Origin of the sequence: Corallococcus llansteffanensis, assembly GCF_003612055.1 — a bacterium.
Taxonomy (GTDB): domain Bacteria; phylum Myxococcota; class Myxococcia; order Myxococcales; family Myxococcaceae; genus Corallococcus; species Corallococcus llansteffanensis.
The window spans coordinates 1-15,194 of the sequence record NZ_RAWB01000217.1 but is presented as its reverse complement, the minus strand read 5'-3'; the positions used below and the strand labels follow the sequence as shown (position 1 = coordinate 15,194).

Genomic DNA, 15,194 nt, shown 5'->3' with positions numbered 1-15,194 from the left:
CCCCCGTCCGCCCTCCAGCCCACCTGCCAGGTCGTGACGCGGGGTGCTAAAGGCAGGACTCGCAACTGGCAAGCCCCTTTCTCCGATAACCTCCTCAAAGCCGTACTTTGAGATCTGGGGAGAAAAGTCATGGGGGTTGACGGAATTCGCGGTGGTTCACGCCCGGTGCAGAACACGGAAGCTTCGCAGGCCGCACGGACGGTGGTGAGCCCCCGTCCGCAGCAGGTGAACGCGAACCCCGTGGGCGACCTCTTCAAGGACGCCTTCGACAAGGCGAAGAAGGCGGACGCGGGCACCATCGGTGGCATCATCGGTGGCATCCTCGGCGGCCCCGCGGGCGCCGGCCTTGGCGGTGCGATTGGTGGCGCCATCGGCGACGCCATCCAGGCCTCCAAGGACAAGGCGAAGCTGCAGGAGACGAAGGACGTCCTCAAGAACTCGCCGACCGGCGCCGCCGCGGTGAAGTACCTGGAGGACAAGAAGATCCCGGTGGAGTTCGCCGACGGCGGTGGCTCGTACTGGGACGGCAACAAGATCGTCATCGACCGCAGCCAGGATCCGCAGGAAGCGGCCCTGACGCTGGTGCACGAGATCAACCACGCGAAGGCGACGATGGACGGCCCCCGGGCCGACATCAACACCCAGTCGCGCGCGGACTACGTGCAGACGCTGCTCGACGAGGAGACGCGCGGCACCGTCGACAGCATCAAGGCGAAGAACGAGCTGGTCGCCAACGGTGAGAAGGTCACCGCCACCTTCCCGCTGGAGGCGGAGTACAACGCGGCCTCCTCGAAGGCCATCAGCGACGCGAAGGCGAAGGACCCGTCCCTGTCGGAGACGCAACTTCGTGAAATCGGCGACAAGGCGGGCTACGCTGCCGTGCTGGACGGCTTCAAGACGGGCAAGGTGGTGACCAGCACCAACGGTCAGAACTACCCCGACTACTACGGCCAGGGCTGGGACAAGGCGCACCCGTAAGCACGCTGCATGCACCGGATCCTCGTCGCTGCCTTGTGGGTGCTGTCCGCCACTCACTGTGACACCGCCCGGCCTTCGAAGGCCGGGTCCCTGGAGGAACCGAAGGTGAATGCGGACGCCCAGACGTTGCAGCGCATCGAGCAGGTGGACCCGGTGCATGCCGGGACCATCAAGCAGAACCTGGCGGCCACGACGTTCACGCGTCAGCCGCTGGGGTTCTACAAGCGCTTCCAGTTGGTGACGGTGGACGTGCGGCTGCCGCACCGGGCGCTGCGCTTCAAGTACGCGGACGACGGGAAGAGCGCCGTCAACCTCACGCCCGCCACCCCTGAGGCCATCTACAAGGTCAACCAGGAGGAGGTGCTGACGCTGGAGGCCGCCGAGGTCCCCGAGTACCTGCGCTTCTTCGTGGAGAACACGGAGGGCGGCAAGCGCCGGCTGGTGGAGCGCGCCGAGGACGTGCAGTGGCTGCCCGCCACGAACACCGACCCGACCCTCTCCGCGCAGAAGGCGGACGTGTCCCAGAAGCTGCACCCCATCAAGGTCACCGCCGACGAGGAGGGCTTCGAGGCCTCGGCCCTGGTGCTCGTGGGCAACCAGCTGCTCGCGTGTGACTTCTCCGTGCGCAAGAGCGGCAAGGTGCAGCTGGCGAAGCAGCAGGTCGTGGCTGAGTCGCTGCCCGTCCCCTTCGCCCGCTGAAAAGTCGTCCACCGGCGCCCCGGGTGCTCCCGGGGACTCACCGTGAGTCCGCGAGGGCCCGGATGGCGCGGGCGTGGCCCTGTCTCAGGTCGGCCTCCGGGAACAGCTCCAGGGGCCGCTCGGGCGGGACGCCGTGGGCCTCGTGGTCCTGGCCCTTCGCGTCCGTGTAGTGCTCGTTCGACAGGTGGACCGTCCAGCCGTTGGGCAGGGGTTTGACGAGCACGTCGGAGAAGCAGCCCCGCGTGGCCGTGCCCATGTGGACCACCTGGGGCAGCGCGCGCATGGCCAGCGTGAACACCTCTCCGGCACTGACCGTGACGCCGCTCGTCACCAGTTGGACGGGGCCGTGGAACGCGGGGCGCGACGTGGGCGTGAGGAAGAACTCCTGCGGCGGGACGTCCTTCGCCCCCCGCGCCCACTTGGAATACGCATGCCGGCGCAGGTCCGTGAAGCGCTCCGCGATCGCGCGCGCGACGCCGTCATGGCCGCCGCGGTTGTTGCTCACGTCCACGATGACCACGTCCGCTGCGGCGAACGCCGTCATCGCCTCATCGAGGACGGGCTCCAGCGCGGCCAGCTCCTGCGCGAGCGGGAGGGCTCCCTCGTCCGACGTGGCGACGAACCCGCCCATCGTCAGCACGTTGAGGTAGCCCACTCGGGGCGCGGCGAAGCCCCAGAGGACGCGCTGGTTCGCGCCCACGTGCACCTGGCCGCGCAGCACCGTCTGGACGATGCCGACCCAGTAGGCGCGCAGCCATTCCTTCTGCACGACTTGCATGGGGCGGTCCGTCTCGTGCGCCACCCGTTCCAGCAGCGCGAAGGTCCCCGTGGCGCGCTCCTCGTAGTGCAGCGAGTCCGACGAAGCGTCGTCCGCCAGCAGCTCCACGTGCGAATCCCCCAGCGTCTGGAGGGCTTCCGCGAAGAGGGTGAACAACGCGCGGCCGTCCGTGTCTGGCTTTACGTGGGAGCGCTGCGCTTCCAGGCGTGACAGCCAGTCCGGAGCCCGCTCGGGGAAGAAGGCGTAGTGCTCGGTGAGGGTCGCCTGGAACACGTCGAACAGCGCCGGGGCGCTCCACGGATGCGGGGCGTTACAGCCAGCGGGCAGGGCGGCCACGCGGTCGAAGCGGTAGCGCGTCTCTCCTGGCGCGGAGAGGAAGTCAGCGCTGTCCGCCGAGGGCCCGGGCTCCTGGACGCCGAACAGCTCCAGCAGCTCCGTTGACGATGATGGATCCGCGTAGCAGCCCGCCGCCGTCTCGTGGTGCAGGTGCAGCCCCTGTGGCGTCACCGTGAGCAGCCACCCGTAGCCCCTCGAGCGCCACACGCCGAGCGCCTCCGGACGGGGCGCTCCGTCCTTCATCACGGGCCCATGTCCCAGGGTGGAGCGGGGCGTGGCACAGGAGGCCAGCAGGCCCAGGAGGAGCAGCGGCACGAGGCGCGAGCGAGGAGGCGGGATGTTCATGGCGCGGAGGTTTCCTTCACCCGACACCCCGTCGCGCGTGGGGCGGACCGGGACAACGGGTGCGCTATAAACCCCGCGCGGGGTGGGGGTGCCACGCTCGCGGCGGGGAGACATCATGGGTGGAGTCGCTCGGAAGCTGGGATGGGCGCTGGTGGCCCTGGCCGGGGCGTTCAGCCTGGGCGTGGTGGCGCTGCACCGGGGAGAGTCCATCAACGCCATCTGGCTGGTGGTCGCCGCGGTCGCGGTGTTCATGCTGGGATATCGCTTCTACGGTCGCTTCATTGCCGAAAAAGCGCTGCGCCTGGACCCCACGCGCGCCACCCCCGCCGAGCGCCGCAACGACGGCCTGGACTACGTGCCCACGGACCGGTGGGTCGTGTTCGGCCACCACTTCGCGGCCATCGCGGGCGCGGGGCCGCTCGTGGGGCCGGTGCTGGCGGCGCAGATGGGCTACCTGCCGGGCACGCTGTGGATCCTCGTGGGCGTGGTGGTGGCGGGCGCGGTGCAGGACTTCGTGACGCTGTTCCTGTCCATCCGCCGCGACGGCAAGTCGCTGGGCGACATGGTCCGCATGGAGCTGGGCCCGGCGGCGGGTGTGACGGCGATGGTGGGCGTGCTGATGATCATGATGATCATCCTCGCGGTGCTGGCGCTGGTGGTCGTGAAGGCGCTGACGGCCAGCCCCTGGGGCACCTTCACCGTGGCGATGACCATCCCCATCGCGGTGCTGATGGGGCTGTACCTGCGCTACGTGCGCCCGGGCCGCGTGCTGGAGGTGTCCATCGTCGGCTTCGTGCTGCTGATGCTCAGCATCTACTTCGGCGGCCAGGTGTCCGAGTCCGCCGCGTGGGCGCCCGCGTTCACCTTCGACAGCAAGACGCTGGCGTGGCTGCTCATCGGCTACGGGTTCTGCGCCGCGGTGCTGCCGGTGTGGCTGCTGCTCGCGCCGCGCGACTACCTGTCCACCTTCCTCAAGATTGGCACCGTGCTGCTGCTGGCGGTGGGCATCGCGCTGGCGGCGCCGGAGCTGCGCATGCCGGCGGTGACGCGGTTCGTGGACGGCTCCGGCCCGGTGTTCTCCGGCAGCCTGTTCCCGTTCCTGTTCATCACCATCGCGTGCGGCGCGGTGTCCGGGTGGCACTCGCTCATCGCGTCGGGCACCACGCCGAAGATGCTCGCCTCCGAGGCCGACGCGCGCATGGTGGGCTACGGCGCGATGCTGATGGAGGCCTTCGTGGCCATCATGGCGCTCATCGCCGCGTCGGTGCTGGATCCGGGCGTCTACTTCGCGATGAACTCGCCCGGGGCCCTGATTGGCACCACCGCGACGCAGGCGGCGCAGACCCTCAGCCAGTGGGGCTTCGTCATCACGCCGGAGGTGCTGGAGCAGACGGCGCGCGACATCGGCGAGACGACCATCCTGTCGCGCGCGGGCGGTGCGCCGACGCTGGCGGTGGGCATGGCGCAGATCCTCCACGGGCTCGTGTCCGGGCAGGGGATGATGGCCTTCTGGTACCACTACGCCATCCTCTTCGAGGCCCTCTTCATCCTCACCACGGTGGACGCCGGCACGCGCGTGGGGCGCTTCATGATTCAAGAGCTGGCGGGCCTGGTGTACGCGCCGCTCAAGCGCACGGAGTCCTGGGGCGCGAACCTGCTGGCCACCGCGCTGTGCGTGGGCGCGTGGGGCTACTTCCTCTACCAGGGCGTGGTGGATCCGCTGGGCGGCATCAACACGCTGTGGCCGCTGTTCGGCATCGCCAACCAGATGCTCGCCGCCGTGGCGCTCACGCTGGGGTGCGTGGCGCTGGTGAAGATGAAGCGCGAGCGCTACGTGTGGGTGCCCGGCATCCCCGCCGCGTGGCTGGTGCTGTGCACGCTCACCGCCGGCTTCCAGAAGGTGTTCGGCGGCGACGTGCGCGTGAGCTTCGTCGCCCACGCGCGCGCCTTCTCCCAGGCGGTGGACGAGGGCCGCATCATCGCCCCCGCGAAGTCCATGGAGGAGATGGAGCGCATCATCGGCAACGACTACCTGGATGCCGCCCTCACCGCGTTCTTCATGGCCGTGGTGGTGGCGACCGTCCTCTTCGGCGTGCGCGCCATGCTCGTGGCCCGACGCTCGACGGTGGCCACCTCGCACGAGACGCCCTTCGTGGCCGCTGCCGCGGTGGAGCGCTCATGACGGACTTCGTGCGGACGCTCCAGCACGGGTGGCGTCAGGCCGTGCGCATCGCTCGGCAGATGATCGGCGTGCCCGACTACGACACCTATGTGGCCCACATGCGCCGCCACCATCCGGACCGCGCGGTGATGACGTACGCGGAGTTTTTCAACGACCGCCTCCAGGCCCGCTACCGGGGCGGCGGAGGCCGGTGCTGCTGAGGCGATGAGTCGTTGAGTCCTCCGGACAAAGCTGCTTAATGAGTTTTACGGGTTCAGCCCGTGAAACCCATGACGCAGGAGTTCGCCTTGTCTCGCACCGCAACACCGTTCCGGACGCTGGCTTTGGGCGCCGTGTTCTTCGCATCACTGGGGGGCTGTTCAGGCCCGGGGGACGCTCCGACGTCCGAGGAGCCGATGGGTGCCGTGGAATCCCCGGCGCTGGCGACGCGGGTGGTGGGCTACCTGCCGACGTGGGCGGGTGACGTGAACACGCTGCCGTACAACAAGCTGAGCCACATCAACTACGCGTTCGCGCTGCCCACGGCGCAGGGTGGGCTGACGGGGGTGAGCAGCGGGGACGCGCGGCTGCGCTCGCTGGTGACGCTGGCGCACGCGCAGGGAGTGAAGGTGCTCATTGCCGTAGGCGGCTGGAATGACGGCAACGACAGCGGCTTCGAGCAGCTGGCGGCGAACGCGAGCACGCGCACGGCATTCGTGAACAACCTGGTGAACTTCGTCAACGCGGCCGGGCTGGACGGCGTGGACATCGACTGGGAGTACCCGGACCCCGGCACGTCGGGGAACAACTACGCGCTGATGATGCGGGAGCTGGGCACCGCGATGCACAGCCGGGGCAAGCTGCTGACGGCGGCCGTGGTGGCGAACGGCTCCACCGGCGGCGGCGTGCAGGCGTCGGTGTTCAGCGACGTCGACTTCCTCAACATCATGGCCTACGACGGCGGGCAGCCGCATTCCACGTATGACTATGGGGTCCAGTCGCTGAACTACTGGAAGGGGCGCGGGCTGCCGGCGTCGAAGGCGGTGCTCGGCGTGCCGTTCTACGGGCGCTCGCCGTCGAGCTATGTGGGCTACTCGGAGCTGGTCGCGCGGGACTCGCAGGCGCCCTACAAGGACAACGTGGGGGACGTCTATTACAACGGCATCGCCACCATCCAGGCGAAGACGCGGCTGGGCCTGCAGAACGGCGGCGTGATGATCTGGGAGCTGAGCCAGGACACGTCCGGGAGCACGTCGCTGCTCAACGCCATCTACTCGGTGGCGCAGGGGACGGGCGGCACGGGCGCGTACCGGCTGGTGAACAAGGCTTCCGGACGGTGCGTGGACATCTCCGGCCCGAGCACGGCGGACGGCGCCATCATCCACCAGTGGACCTGCCACACGGGCCCCAGCCAGCAGTGGGCGATGGAGGCGACGGACAGCGGCTACTACCGCTTCGTGTCGCGCTACAGCGGCAAGGCGCTGGACGTGAAGGACGTGAGCAGCGCGGACGGCGCGGGGCTCCAGCAGTGGTCGTACTCCGGCGGGAGCAACCAGCAGTTCAAGCCCGTGGCGCTGGGCAACGGCTACCACCGGCTGGAGGCGCGCCACAGCGGCAAGGTGCTGGACGTGACGGGCTGCCAGGGCGGCAGCGGTGACGGCACGCTCCTGCAGCAGTGGACGTGGTCCAACAACGACTGCCAGCAGTTCCGGCTGGAAGCGCAGTAGCCCGCGGCCAGGTGACAGGGTCGGTGCGTGTCGCCGTCCCTGTCACGTAGGTGTGTCGGGGTATCCGCGAGATGACCCGTGGCGGTGGATTCCACGCGGATTGCACACGGGAAAAATGCATTTTCAAGAGGGCGAAGAACGGGTGGCCCGGTTAGACGGCTGCGCATTCCCTGACACGGCTGCGCAGTCCAGCCCGTTTGAGTGCCCACGATGCATGCCCCGCTCTCCGCCCCTTCTCCTGAAGTGTCCCTCTCCCCGCCGCGCCGCGGCAGCCGCCTCAAGCGGTGGATCATCGGCGTGTTGGCCCTGGTCGCCATCTTCGCGGGGCTCGCCGCCGTCAAGGGGGCCCAGATTGTCGCGATGATCAACGCCGGTGAAACCTTCGTGCAGCCGCCTGAGTCCGTCACGTCGGCCCAGGTGGAGTCCTTCGGCTGGCAGGCCACGCAGGGCGCGGTGGGCACGGTGCTCGCGGTGCGCGGCGTGACGCTGAGCGCGGAGCTGCCGGGCGTCGTCAGCGACATCCGCTTCGAGAACGGCGCGTCGGTGAAGAAGGGGCAGGTGCTCGTCCAGCTCGACGCCTCCAGCGAGGCGGCCCAGCTGACCGGGGCCGAGGCGGACGCGCAGCTCGCGCGGCTCACCCGGGACCGCGTGGAGAAGCTCCTCGCGCAGGGCGCCAACACGCAGTCGGAGCTCGACGCCGTCCGGGCGCGGGCGGTCCAGGCAGAGGCCGTGGTGGCCCACCTGAAGACGCTCCTCGCGAAGAAGGTCATCCGCGCGCCCTTCGAGGGCCGCGTCGGCATCCGGCAGGTGGAGCTGGGGCAGCTCGTGTCCCCGGGCAACCCCATCGCCTCCCTGCAGTCCATCACCCCCGCGCTGGTGGAGTTCCTGCTTCCGCAGCAGGCGCTGGCGCAGGTGAAGCAGGGGCAGAAGGTGCGCATCCGCGTGGACGTCTTCCCGGGGCAGACGTGGGAGGGCGAGCTCACCACCATCAACCCGGAGGTGGAGCTGTCCTCGCGCAACGTGCGCATGCGCGCCACCGTGCCCAACGCGGACGGACGGCTCTTGCCGGGCATGTTCGCCAACGTGGAGGTGCTCGCCGAGTCGAGCCACCCGGTGGTGGCCATCCCCGCCACCGCGGTGCTCTTCGCCCCCTACGGGGACTCCGTGTTCACCCTCGCCGAGGGCAAGGATGCCGCGGGCAAGAAGGCCCTCCTGGCGCGCCAGCAGTTCGTGCGGCTGGGGGAGCGGCGGGGTGACTTCGTGGAGGTGACGTCGGGCCTGACGGCCGGGCAGACCGTGGTGAGCAGTGGCGTCTTCAAGCTGAAGAACGGCGCGGCCGTCGTCCTCAACAACGCGCTGGCGCCGCCCGTCGAGGCCGCGCCCCAGCCCGTGAACCCGTAGGGAAGGGGAAGGCGAAATCCATGAACTTCACCGCCCTCTTCATCCGGCGCCCCGTCGTGGCGCTGGTGGTCAACCTCCTCATCATCATCGCGGGCCTGCAGGCCCTGCGCTCCCTCAACGTGCGGCAGTACCCGCGCAGCGAGAACGCCGACATCATCGTCACCACGGCCTACATCGGTGCCAACGCGGAGCTGGTCCGCGGCTTCATCACCACCCCGCTGGAGCGCGTCATCGCCGCGGCGGACGGCATCGACTACGTCGAGTCCCAGAGCCTCCAGGGCGTCTCCATCGTCCGCGCCCGGCTCAAGCTCAACTATGACTCCAACCGCGCCTTGAGCGAGATCAGCGCCAAGGTCGATCAGGTGCGCGGCGACCTGCCGCCCGAAGCGCAGGTCCCGGTGCTCGGCATCGAGTCCGCGGACAGCCAGTTCGCCATCGCCTACCTCAACTTCACCTCCGACTTCCTCCAGCAGAACGAGCTGTCCGACTACCTGGTGCGCGTGGTGCAGCCGCGGCTGTCGTCGGTGGAGGGCGTGCAGCGCGCGGACATCCTCGGGGCGCGCACGTTCGCGATGCGGGTGTGGATGAAGCCGGACCGGATGGCCGCGCTCAACGTGAGTCCCTCGCAGGTGCGGCAGGCGCTCGCCGCCAACAACTCGCTGGCGGCCGTGGGCCAGACGAAGGGTTCGCTCGTCCAGGTGAACCTCACGGCCAACACGAGCCTGCGTTCGGTGGAGGAGTTCAAGCAGCTCATCGTGCGGCGGGATGGCGGCGCGGTGGTGCGGCTGTCGGACATCGCGGACGTGGTGCTGGGGGCCGAGGACTACGACACCGACGTGACCCTCAGCGGGAAGACGGCTGTCTTCATCGGCATCTGGTCGCTTCCCAACGCCAACTCGCTGGAGGTCATGCAGCGCATCCGCGACGAGATGGGCGCGCTGCAGCGGGAGATGCCGGAGCAGATTGACGGCAGCATCGCCTTCGACGGGACGGAGTACATCCAGAACGCCATCGACGAGGTGGTGTCCACGCTGGGAGAGACGCTGCTCATCGTCGTGGTGGTCATCTTCCTCTTCCTGGGCTCCGTGCGCTCCATCCTGGTGCCGGTGGTGGCCATCCCGGTGTCGCTCATCGGCACGGTGTTCCTGATGCAGGTCTTCGGCTTCACGGTGAACCTGCTCACGCTGCTCGCCGTGGTGCTGTCGGTGGGGCTCGTCGTGGACGACGCCATCGTCGTGGTGGAGAACGTGGAGCGCCACCTGCGCGAGGGGCTGCGCCCGGTGGACGCCGCCCTCAAGAGCGCGCGGGAGCTGGTGGGCCCCATCATCGCGATGACCCTCACGCTCGCCGCCGTCTATGCGCCCATCGCGTTCCAGGGCGGGCTCACGGGCTCGCTGTTCCGTGAGTTCGCGCTCACCCTGGCCGGAGCGGTGGCCCTGTCGGGCGTGGTGGCGCTGACGCTCTCACCCATGATGTCCGCCGCGCTCCTGCGGGCGGGCCATGAGGACCAGGGGCTCGCGGGCGTCGTCAACCGCGCCTTCGAGCGCCTGCGGGGCGCGTACGCCCGCACCCTGGACCGCTCGCTGGAGACCCGCGGCCCCGTCTATGCCGCGTGGGTGGTGCTGAGCCTGCTCGCCGTCGTGATGTTCACCCAGTCGCCGCGGGAGCTGGCCCCGACGGAGGACCAGGGCATCGTCTTCGGCATCGTCAGCACCCCGTCCAACTCCACGTTGGATCAGCTGGCGCCGTCCACCCGCCAGGTGAGCAAGACGCTGCTGGAGATGCCGGAGTCGGACTTCATCTTCCAGATCATGAGCCCGGGCAACGGGTTCTGGGGCCTGGCGCTGAAGCCCTGGGAGCAGCGGCAGCGCTCCGCGGCGCAAGTGCTCGCGGAGACGCAAGAGCGGGTGAACGTCCTCCCGGGCGTGCAGACCTTCGCCATCCAGCCCTCCGCGCTGCCGGGTGGTGGCAACTTCCCGGTGGAGTTCGTCATCGCCTCCACGGCGGAGGCGGAGGAGCTGCTGGGGTTCGCGCAGCAGCTCCAGGAGAAGGCGACGCAGAGCGGGCTGTTCGCCTTCCCGCCCATCATCGACGTGAAGCTCGACCAGCCCCAGTCGGAGGTGGAGATCGACCGGGAGAAGGTCGCGCAGCTGGGGTTGAACCTGGGGACGGTGGGACAGGACCTGGGCGCGGCGGTGGGCGGCAACTTCGTCAACCGCTTCAACATCGCGGGCCGCAGCTACAAGGTCATCCCGCAGGTCCTGCGGGCCTCCCGGCTCAACCCGGAACAGCTCAAGGACCTCCACGTCACCGGTCCCGACGGCAAGCTCGTGGCCCTGTCGTCCATCGCGTCGCTGCGGGAGACGGTGGCGCCCCGGTCGCTCAACCGCTTCCAGCAGCTCAATGCCGTAAAGCTGAGCGGCGTGGCCATCCGGCCGTTGGATGAGGCGCTCACCTACCTGGAGACGGAGGCCGCGCGCCTCCTGCCCGCGGGCTACCGCATCGACTACACGGGCGAGTCGCGGCAGCTGCGCGTGGAGGGCAACACGTTCCTGCCTGCGTTCATGCTCGCGGTGGTGCTCATCTTCCTGGTGCTCGCGGCCCAGTTCAACAGCTTCCGGGATCCGTTCATCATCCTCGCGGGCTCCGTGCCGCTGGCCCTCTTCGGCGCGATGATGACCACGTTCCTGAAGATGCCGAACCCGACGATGCCGTACTTCACCGACAGCTTCACCACCACGCTCAACATCTACTCGCAGGTGGGGCTGGTGACGCTGGTGGGGCTCATCGCGAAGAACGGCATCCTCATCGTGGACTTCGCCAACCGGCTCCAGGAGGAGGGCAGGACGAAGCTGGAGGCCGTGCGGGAAGCGGCCTCCGGACGGCTTCGTCCCATCCTGATGACGACCGTGGCGACGGTCGCGGGCCACTTCCCGCTGGTCCTGGTGTCGGGGCCGGGCGCGGCGGCGCGCAACAGCATCGGGCTGGTGCTCGTCACCGGCATGGCCCTGGGCACGGTCTTCACCCTCTACTTCGTGCCGGCCATCTACCTGCTCATCGCCCGCACGCGCACCGCGCCCGCCGTCGCCGAGCCCGCTGTCGCCGGGCCCGCCGTCGCTGAGCCCACCAGGCCCGCGGTCGCCGGGCACTGAGCCCGCTGGCCCTGCGCGCCCGCGGCTACTTCGCGGGCGCGCACTTCGCGGCGCCGAACGTGCCCGCGGAGTAGGGCGTGTCGGGACTGCGATCCGAGCCATGGCAACCCAGAAATCTACCTCTCGGTGGCGATACCTCGCCCCCGTCCTCGCGGCCCTCGGCCAGGGGTGCGCCACCATCGCCATGGACACCGAGACGGACTGCATCCAGCGTCACCCAGGCATGCCCGAGGCGTGCGGACTTACCGCATCCGAGGCCGCCGTCATCATGGCTGCCGGCGTCGGCGCCACCGGCACGCACGGCCAGGCCGTGGAGTGGGACGACTCACACAACGCGGAGTTGCCGGAGTGGAAGCGCCGCTGCATCCGAGCCTATGGCGATTGCCAGGACAACGAATGGGTAGGTCCCTGCTACGACTGCCTTCGTTACTGTGAGGGCCAGCACGAATGGCCCGTGAAGATGTGCAGCCCGCGAAAGAGGAGGCGGTAGATGTCGGACCAGGACTGGCGCGCTACTCAGGCTCTCGCACGCCGGGTGCTTCGCGAGGGCGCACCGCTGGTCCTCACGGATGACGTGCGTGCGCTCCTCCTGCGCACCGCGCGAGAGGTCGCCATCACCGATGCGGTGGATGCCCTGCGCACCGAGGCTGGCGCGCTGGCCCTGCTTGCCGAAGCATCGCGGCGCATCACCGACGGGTCCAATCGACTGATGGACGCCCTCCATCGGATGTACCGCCACCAGCGGGCAGGCAACTACGACGACGCGCGCCAGGAGATGCGCGACGTGCTCGCCGTCGAAGTCGTCCCCTACTACCGCGAAACGGCCCAGGGACAACTGGACGACATGGCCGACGAGCCGTGACAGCCAGGGCGCGGCGCCAACGCGGCGCCGCGCCCTGCTGCACTACCGGCCCGGCGTCTGCTGCACCATGGGCGCCGCCACCACGCTTCACCCTCTACTTCAGGCTACTTCGCGGGCGCGCACTTCGCGGCGCCGAACGTGCCCGCGTAGTAGGGCGTGTAGAGGTCGGGGGCGAGGGTGAAGTTGCAGGTGTTCACCACCTCCGGCGCCAGGCCCTGGTGCGACTGCATGTAGCGCGCGACGTAGTCGCGCACGCCGTCCGCGGAGGTCCACAGCACGCGGCCCTCCTTGAACATGCTGTACCCGCCGCCCCCGCCCGCGCGGTAGTTGTTGATGGCGACGCGGAAGACCTGGTCGTCCTTGACCTCCTGGCCCTGGAAGCGCAGGTGCGTGAGCCGGGAGCCGATGGGCTTCGTGAGGTCGTAGCCGTACTCGATGCGCGAGTAGAGGTCCCAGTTGAAGTCCGCGACGGGGGGCGTGGTGGCCTTCGCGTCCGCGGGCTTCGCGGGCAGGTTGGCCGCGTCGAGCGTCTTGAAATAGAGGGTGTTCATCTCCAGCGCGCGCCGGAGGATGGAGCCGTTGATCTCCATCACGTACAGCGTGTTGTCGTAGATGTAGATGCTGTAGGCGTCGCGCAGGGTGACGTCACCCGCCGGCAGTGAGACGTCGTTGGTGAAGATGGCGGACAGGGACAGGTCCACGGTGTAGCCGGCCTCGTGCGCGGCCTCCTCCTGGACGGTGTTGATGAGGTCCGACAGGGCGCTGTCCACGTAGCGCGCGGCGTAGCCGCCCGGGAACACCGCGGTGGTGGTGCCAATCTTCTGGTTCACGTAGGCGACCGTGGTGTCGTGGTAGGTCTGGATGAGCTGCGTGACGGTGGCATCCGCCGTCACCGTGTCGTCCACGGCGTTGAGCAGGGCGTCGTGGCTGTCCACGGCCCAGTGGTCCTCCTTCCAGGTGACGTTGAGCTGGACGTTGGCCAGGTGGCTGCCCCAGCGGTTGGGCTGGGTGAGGAGGACTTCGCTGCCGTCCTGGTTCTTCAGCAGCATCTTCGGGATGGGCTGGTGGGTGTGGCCGGTGAGCATCACGTCCACGCCGGGCACGCCCTGGGCGATCTGCACGGCCTCGTTCTCACCGGGGAGGTTGCCGCGGTCGGCCCACTTGGAGGCGTCCGCGTAGTCCGCGAGCCAGGAGTCGGGGCTGCTCGCGCTGCCGGTCGGCTGCTTGTCCGGGCCGCTGTGGATGGCCACCACCACCACGTCCGCGCCCTCCGCCTTCATCTTCGGCACGTAGGCCTTCGCGGTCTCCAGCGGATCATCGAAGCGCAGGCCGGGGATGTTCTCCGCGCGCTCCCACGTCGCCACGCCGGGCGTCACGAGGCCGAGGATGCCGACCTTCACGCCGCACACCGTCTTGATGATGAAGGGCGTGAAGGCCTCCGAACCATCCGCGCTCTTGCGCACGTTGGCGCCCAGCAGGGGGAAGTTGGCCTCGCCCTTGAACTTGTTGAGGACGTTGAGGCCGTAGTTGAACTCGTGGTTGCCCAGGGCCATGGCGGCATAGCCCAGCTCGTTCATGGCGGTGGCCATGGGGTGCTTGGGCGTGTTGTCCACGAGGGCGTAGTAGGTGCCGAGCGGCGTGCCCTGGATGGTGTCGCCGGTGTCGATGAGCAGCGTGCAGTCCGGGTTCTTCGCACGCTCCTGCTTGACGAGCGTGGCCACCTTGGCGACGCCGCGCTTCGTGTCGGGCTTCCCGGTGAAGTAGTCCCACGGGAAGATGTTGGTGTGCAGGTCGCTCGTCTGGAGCAGCGTCAGCGTGCGCGGCGAGGTGTCCTTCGGGGGAGGGGGCTCGGGCGGCACGTCGTTGGAGTCACAGGCGGTCAGCAGCGAGCAGGCGCCCACGAGGCAGAAGGAGGTGGTGCGCAGCGCGCGCATCAGGACAGGAAGACGCATCAGGAGACCTCTGCGAGGAGTAGGGCCGGGAGGAAGCGCCCGGCGTGGCGGCGGACCCTAACTTCTCTCTCCCGGGGCCCCAGCGGAATTCGCTCAGCTCAGCTCGCGCAGGTTGCGCTCCGCGACCTTCGTCAGGGACACGACGCGCTTGTAGAGCCAGTGCCCGAACGGGACGATGCGCTCAGGCTTCATGCGCCTGGGCAGCCGGGTGATGTTGTCATCGAACGGGATGATGGCCTGCTCGCCGGTGGCGGAGACCTCGCGCGGGTCGAAGGCGAACGAGCGGTCATGGTGCCAGCCGCCGTGGAACACGAAGAGGTCCTCGAAGTCCGCGTTGCCCGTGAGCTCCACCAGATCGTCGATGGGATAGTCGCTGTTGCTGTCGATCTCCAGGCAGCTCCAGCCGCCCCCCGTCACGTTGCCGCAATAGAACATCGGCAGGTCCTTGTCGGCCTGACCGTCGAGGATCCATGTGATGGAGCCATACACCCTCGCGAAGTAGGCCCAGCTCGATTCGCGCTTCTTCGGCGCGCGCGGCTTCGCCTTCGCCCAGAGGCCGACGCGGTCCTTGTGCATGCGCAGGAAGAAGGTGGCTTCATCCTCCACCGAGGCGACGCGGGCGCGGTCCGCCTTCGGATCCAGGCACTCGGTGACGAAGTGCGCCATCGGGATGCGCGTGTGCAGGTCCTTGAGGACGCCGATGGCCGCGTCCACCGCCGCGTAGGCGTCCTTCGGCTTCGACAGCGGAGGCGCCTTCGGAATCGGTGTGCGCTGGGGGGCCCCCTTCGGGGGCTGGGGCATGG

At 69.0% G+C, this 15,194-nt stretch carries 11 protein-coding genes; 8 read left to right on the top strand and 3 right to left on the bottom strand.

Annotation, left to right across the window (positions count from 1 at the left end):
* Positions 1 to 129: 129 nt before the first annotated feature.
* The gene (locus D7V93_RS20730) at positions 130 to 978 is read left to right on the top strand and encodes a DUF6782 family putative metallopeptidase (protein ID WP_147451258.1); all 849 of its coding nucleotides are present in this window, start codon (positions 130 to 132) and stop codon (positions 976 to 978) included.
* A 105-nt stretch (positions 979 to 1,083) separates the two neighbouring features.
* A complete protein-coding gene (locus D7V93_RS20725) occupies positions 1,084 to 1,677 on the top strand; it encodes a hypothetical protein (protein WP_147451257.1) in 594 nt (197 codons plus the stop codon).
* A gap of 37 nt (positions 1,678 to 1,714) precedes the next feature.
* Here the strand turns inward: D7V93_RS20725 and D7V93_RS20720 are convergent, their stop codons facing one another.
* Positions 1,715 to 3,136: a S41 family peptidase gene (locus tag D7V93_RS20720; RefSeq protein WP_120645063.1), complete on the bottom strand. Its 1,422-nt coding sequence runs from the start codon at positions 3,134 to 3,136 to the stop codon at positions 1,715 to 1,717.
* A gap of 115 nt (positions 3,137 to 3,251) precedes the next feature.
* On the opposite strand from D7V93_RS20720, the gene D7V93_RS20715 reads away from it, so the two are divergent.
* The 6 genes from D7V93_RS20715 (at position 3,252) to D7V93_RS20685 (ending at position 12,439) form a co-directional block, all read left to right on the top strand.
* Positions 3,252 to 5,318, top strand: a complete 2,067-nt coding sequence (locus D7V93_RS20715) for a carbon starvation CstA family protein (protein WP_120645062.1) — start codon at positions 3,252 to 3,254, stop codon at positions 5,316 to 5,318.
* Complete coding sequence (locus D7V93_RS20710; RefSeq protein WP_120645061.1) at positions 5,315 to 5,518, top strand: YbdD/YjiX family protein; 204 nt, start codon at positions 5,315 to 5,317, stop codon at positions 5,516 to 5,518. The genes D7V93_RS20715 and D7V93_RS20710 overlap by 4 nt, the downstream gene beginning before the upstream one ends.
* A 195-nt stretch (positions 5,519 to 5,713) precedes the next feature.
* Positions 5,714 to 7,024: an RICIN domain-containing protein gene (locus D7V93_RS20705; protein WP_120645060.1), complete on the top strand. Its 1,311-nt coding sequence runs from the start codon at positions 5,714 to 5,716 to the stop codon at positions 7,022 to 7,024.
* Between the two features lie 210 nt (positions 7,025 to 7,234).
* Entirely contained in the window at positions 7,235 to 8,425 is a 1,191-nt protein-coding gene (locus tag D7V93_RS20700; RefSeq protein WP_120645059.1) for an efflux RND transporter periplasmic adaptor subunit, read from the top strand.
* Positions 8,426 to 8,445: 20 nt separating this feature from the next.
* Positions 8,446 to 11,577 carry an efflux RND transporter permease subunit gene (locus D7V93_RS20695; RefSeq protein WP_120645058.1) on the top strand — a complete coding sequence of 1,044 codons (3,132 nt, stop codon included), beginning with the start codon at positions 8,446 to 8,448 and terminating at the stop codon, positions 11,575 to 11,577.
* A 490-nt stretch (positions 11,578 to 12,067) separates the two neighbouring features.
* The gene (locus D7V93_RS20685; RefSeq protein WP_120645057.1) at positions 12,068 to 12,439 is read left to right on the top strand and encodes a DUSAM domain-containing protein; all 372 of its coding nucleotides are present in this window, start codon (positions 12,068 to 12,070) and stop codon (positions 12,437 to 12,439) included.
* A 104-nt stretch (positions 12,440 to 12,543) separates the two neighbouring features.
* On the opposite strand, the gene D7V93_RS20680 is transcribed toward D7V93_RS20685, so the two are convergent.
* Both D7V93_RS20680 and D7V93_RS20675 read right to left on the bottom strand, forming a co-directional pair.
* On the bottom strand, positions 12,544 to 14,391 hold the full coding sequence (locus D7V93_RS20680; protein ID WP_120645056.1) for a bifunctional metallophosphatase/5'-nucleotidase: 1,848 nt from the start codon (positions 14,389 to 14,391) through the stop codon (positions 12,544 to 12,546).
* 93 nt (positions 14,392 to 14,484) lie between these two features.
* On the bottom strand, positions 14,485 to 15,194 hold a 710-nt coding region (locus D7V93_RS20675), incomplete at its 5' end, for a hypothetical protein (protein WP_244237408.1).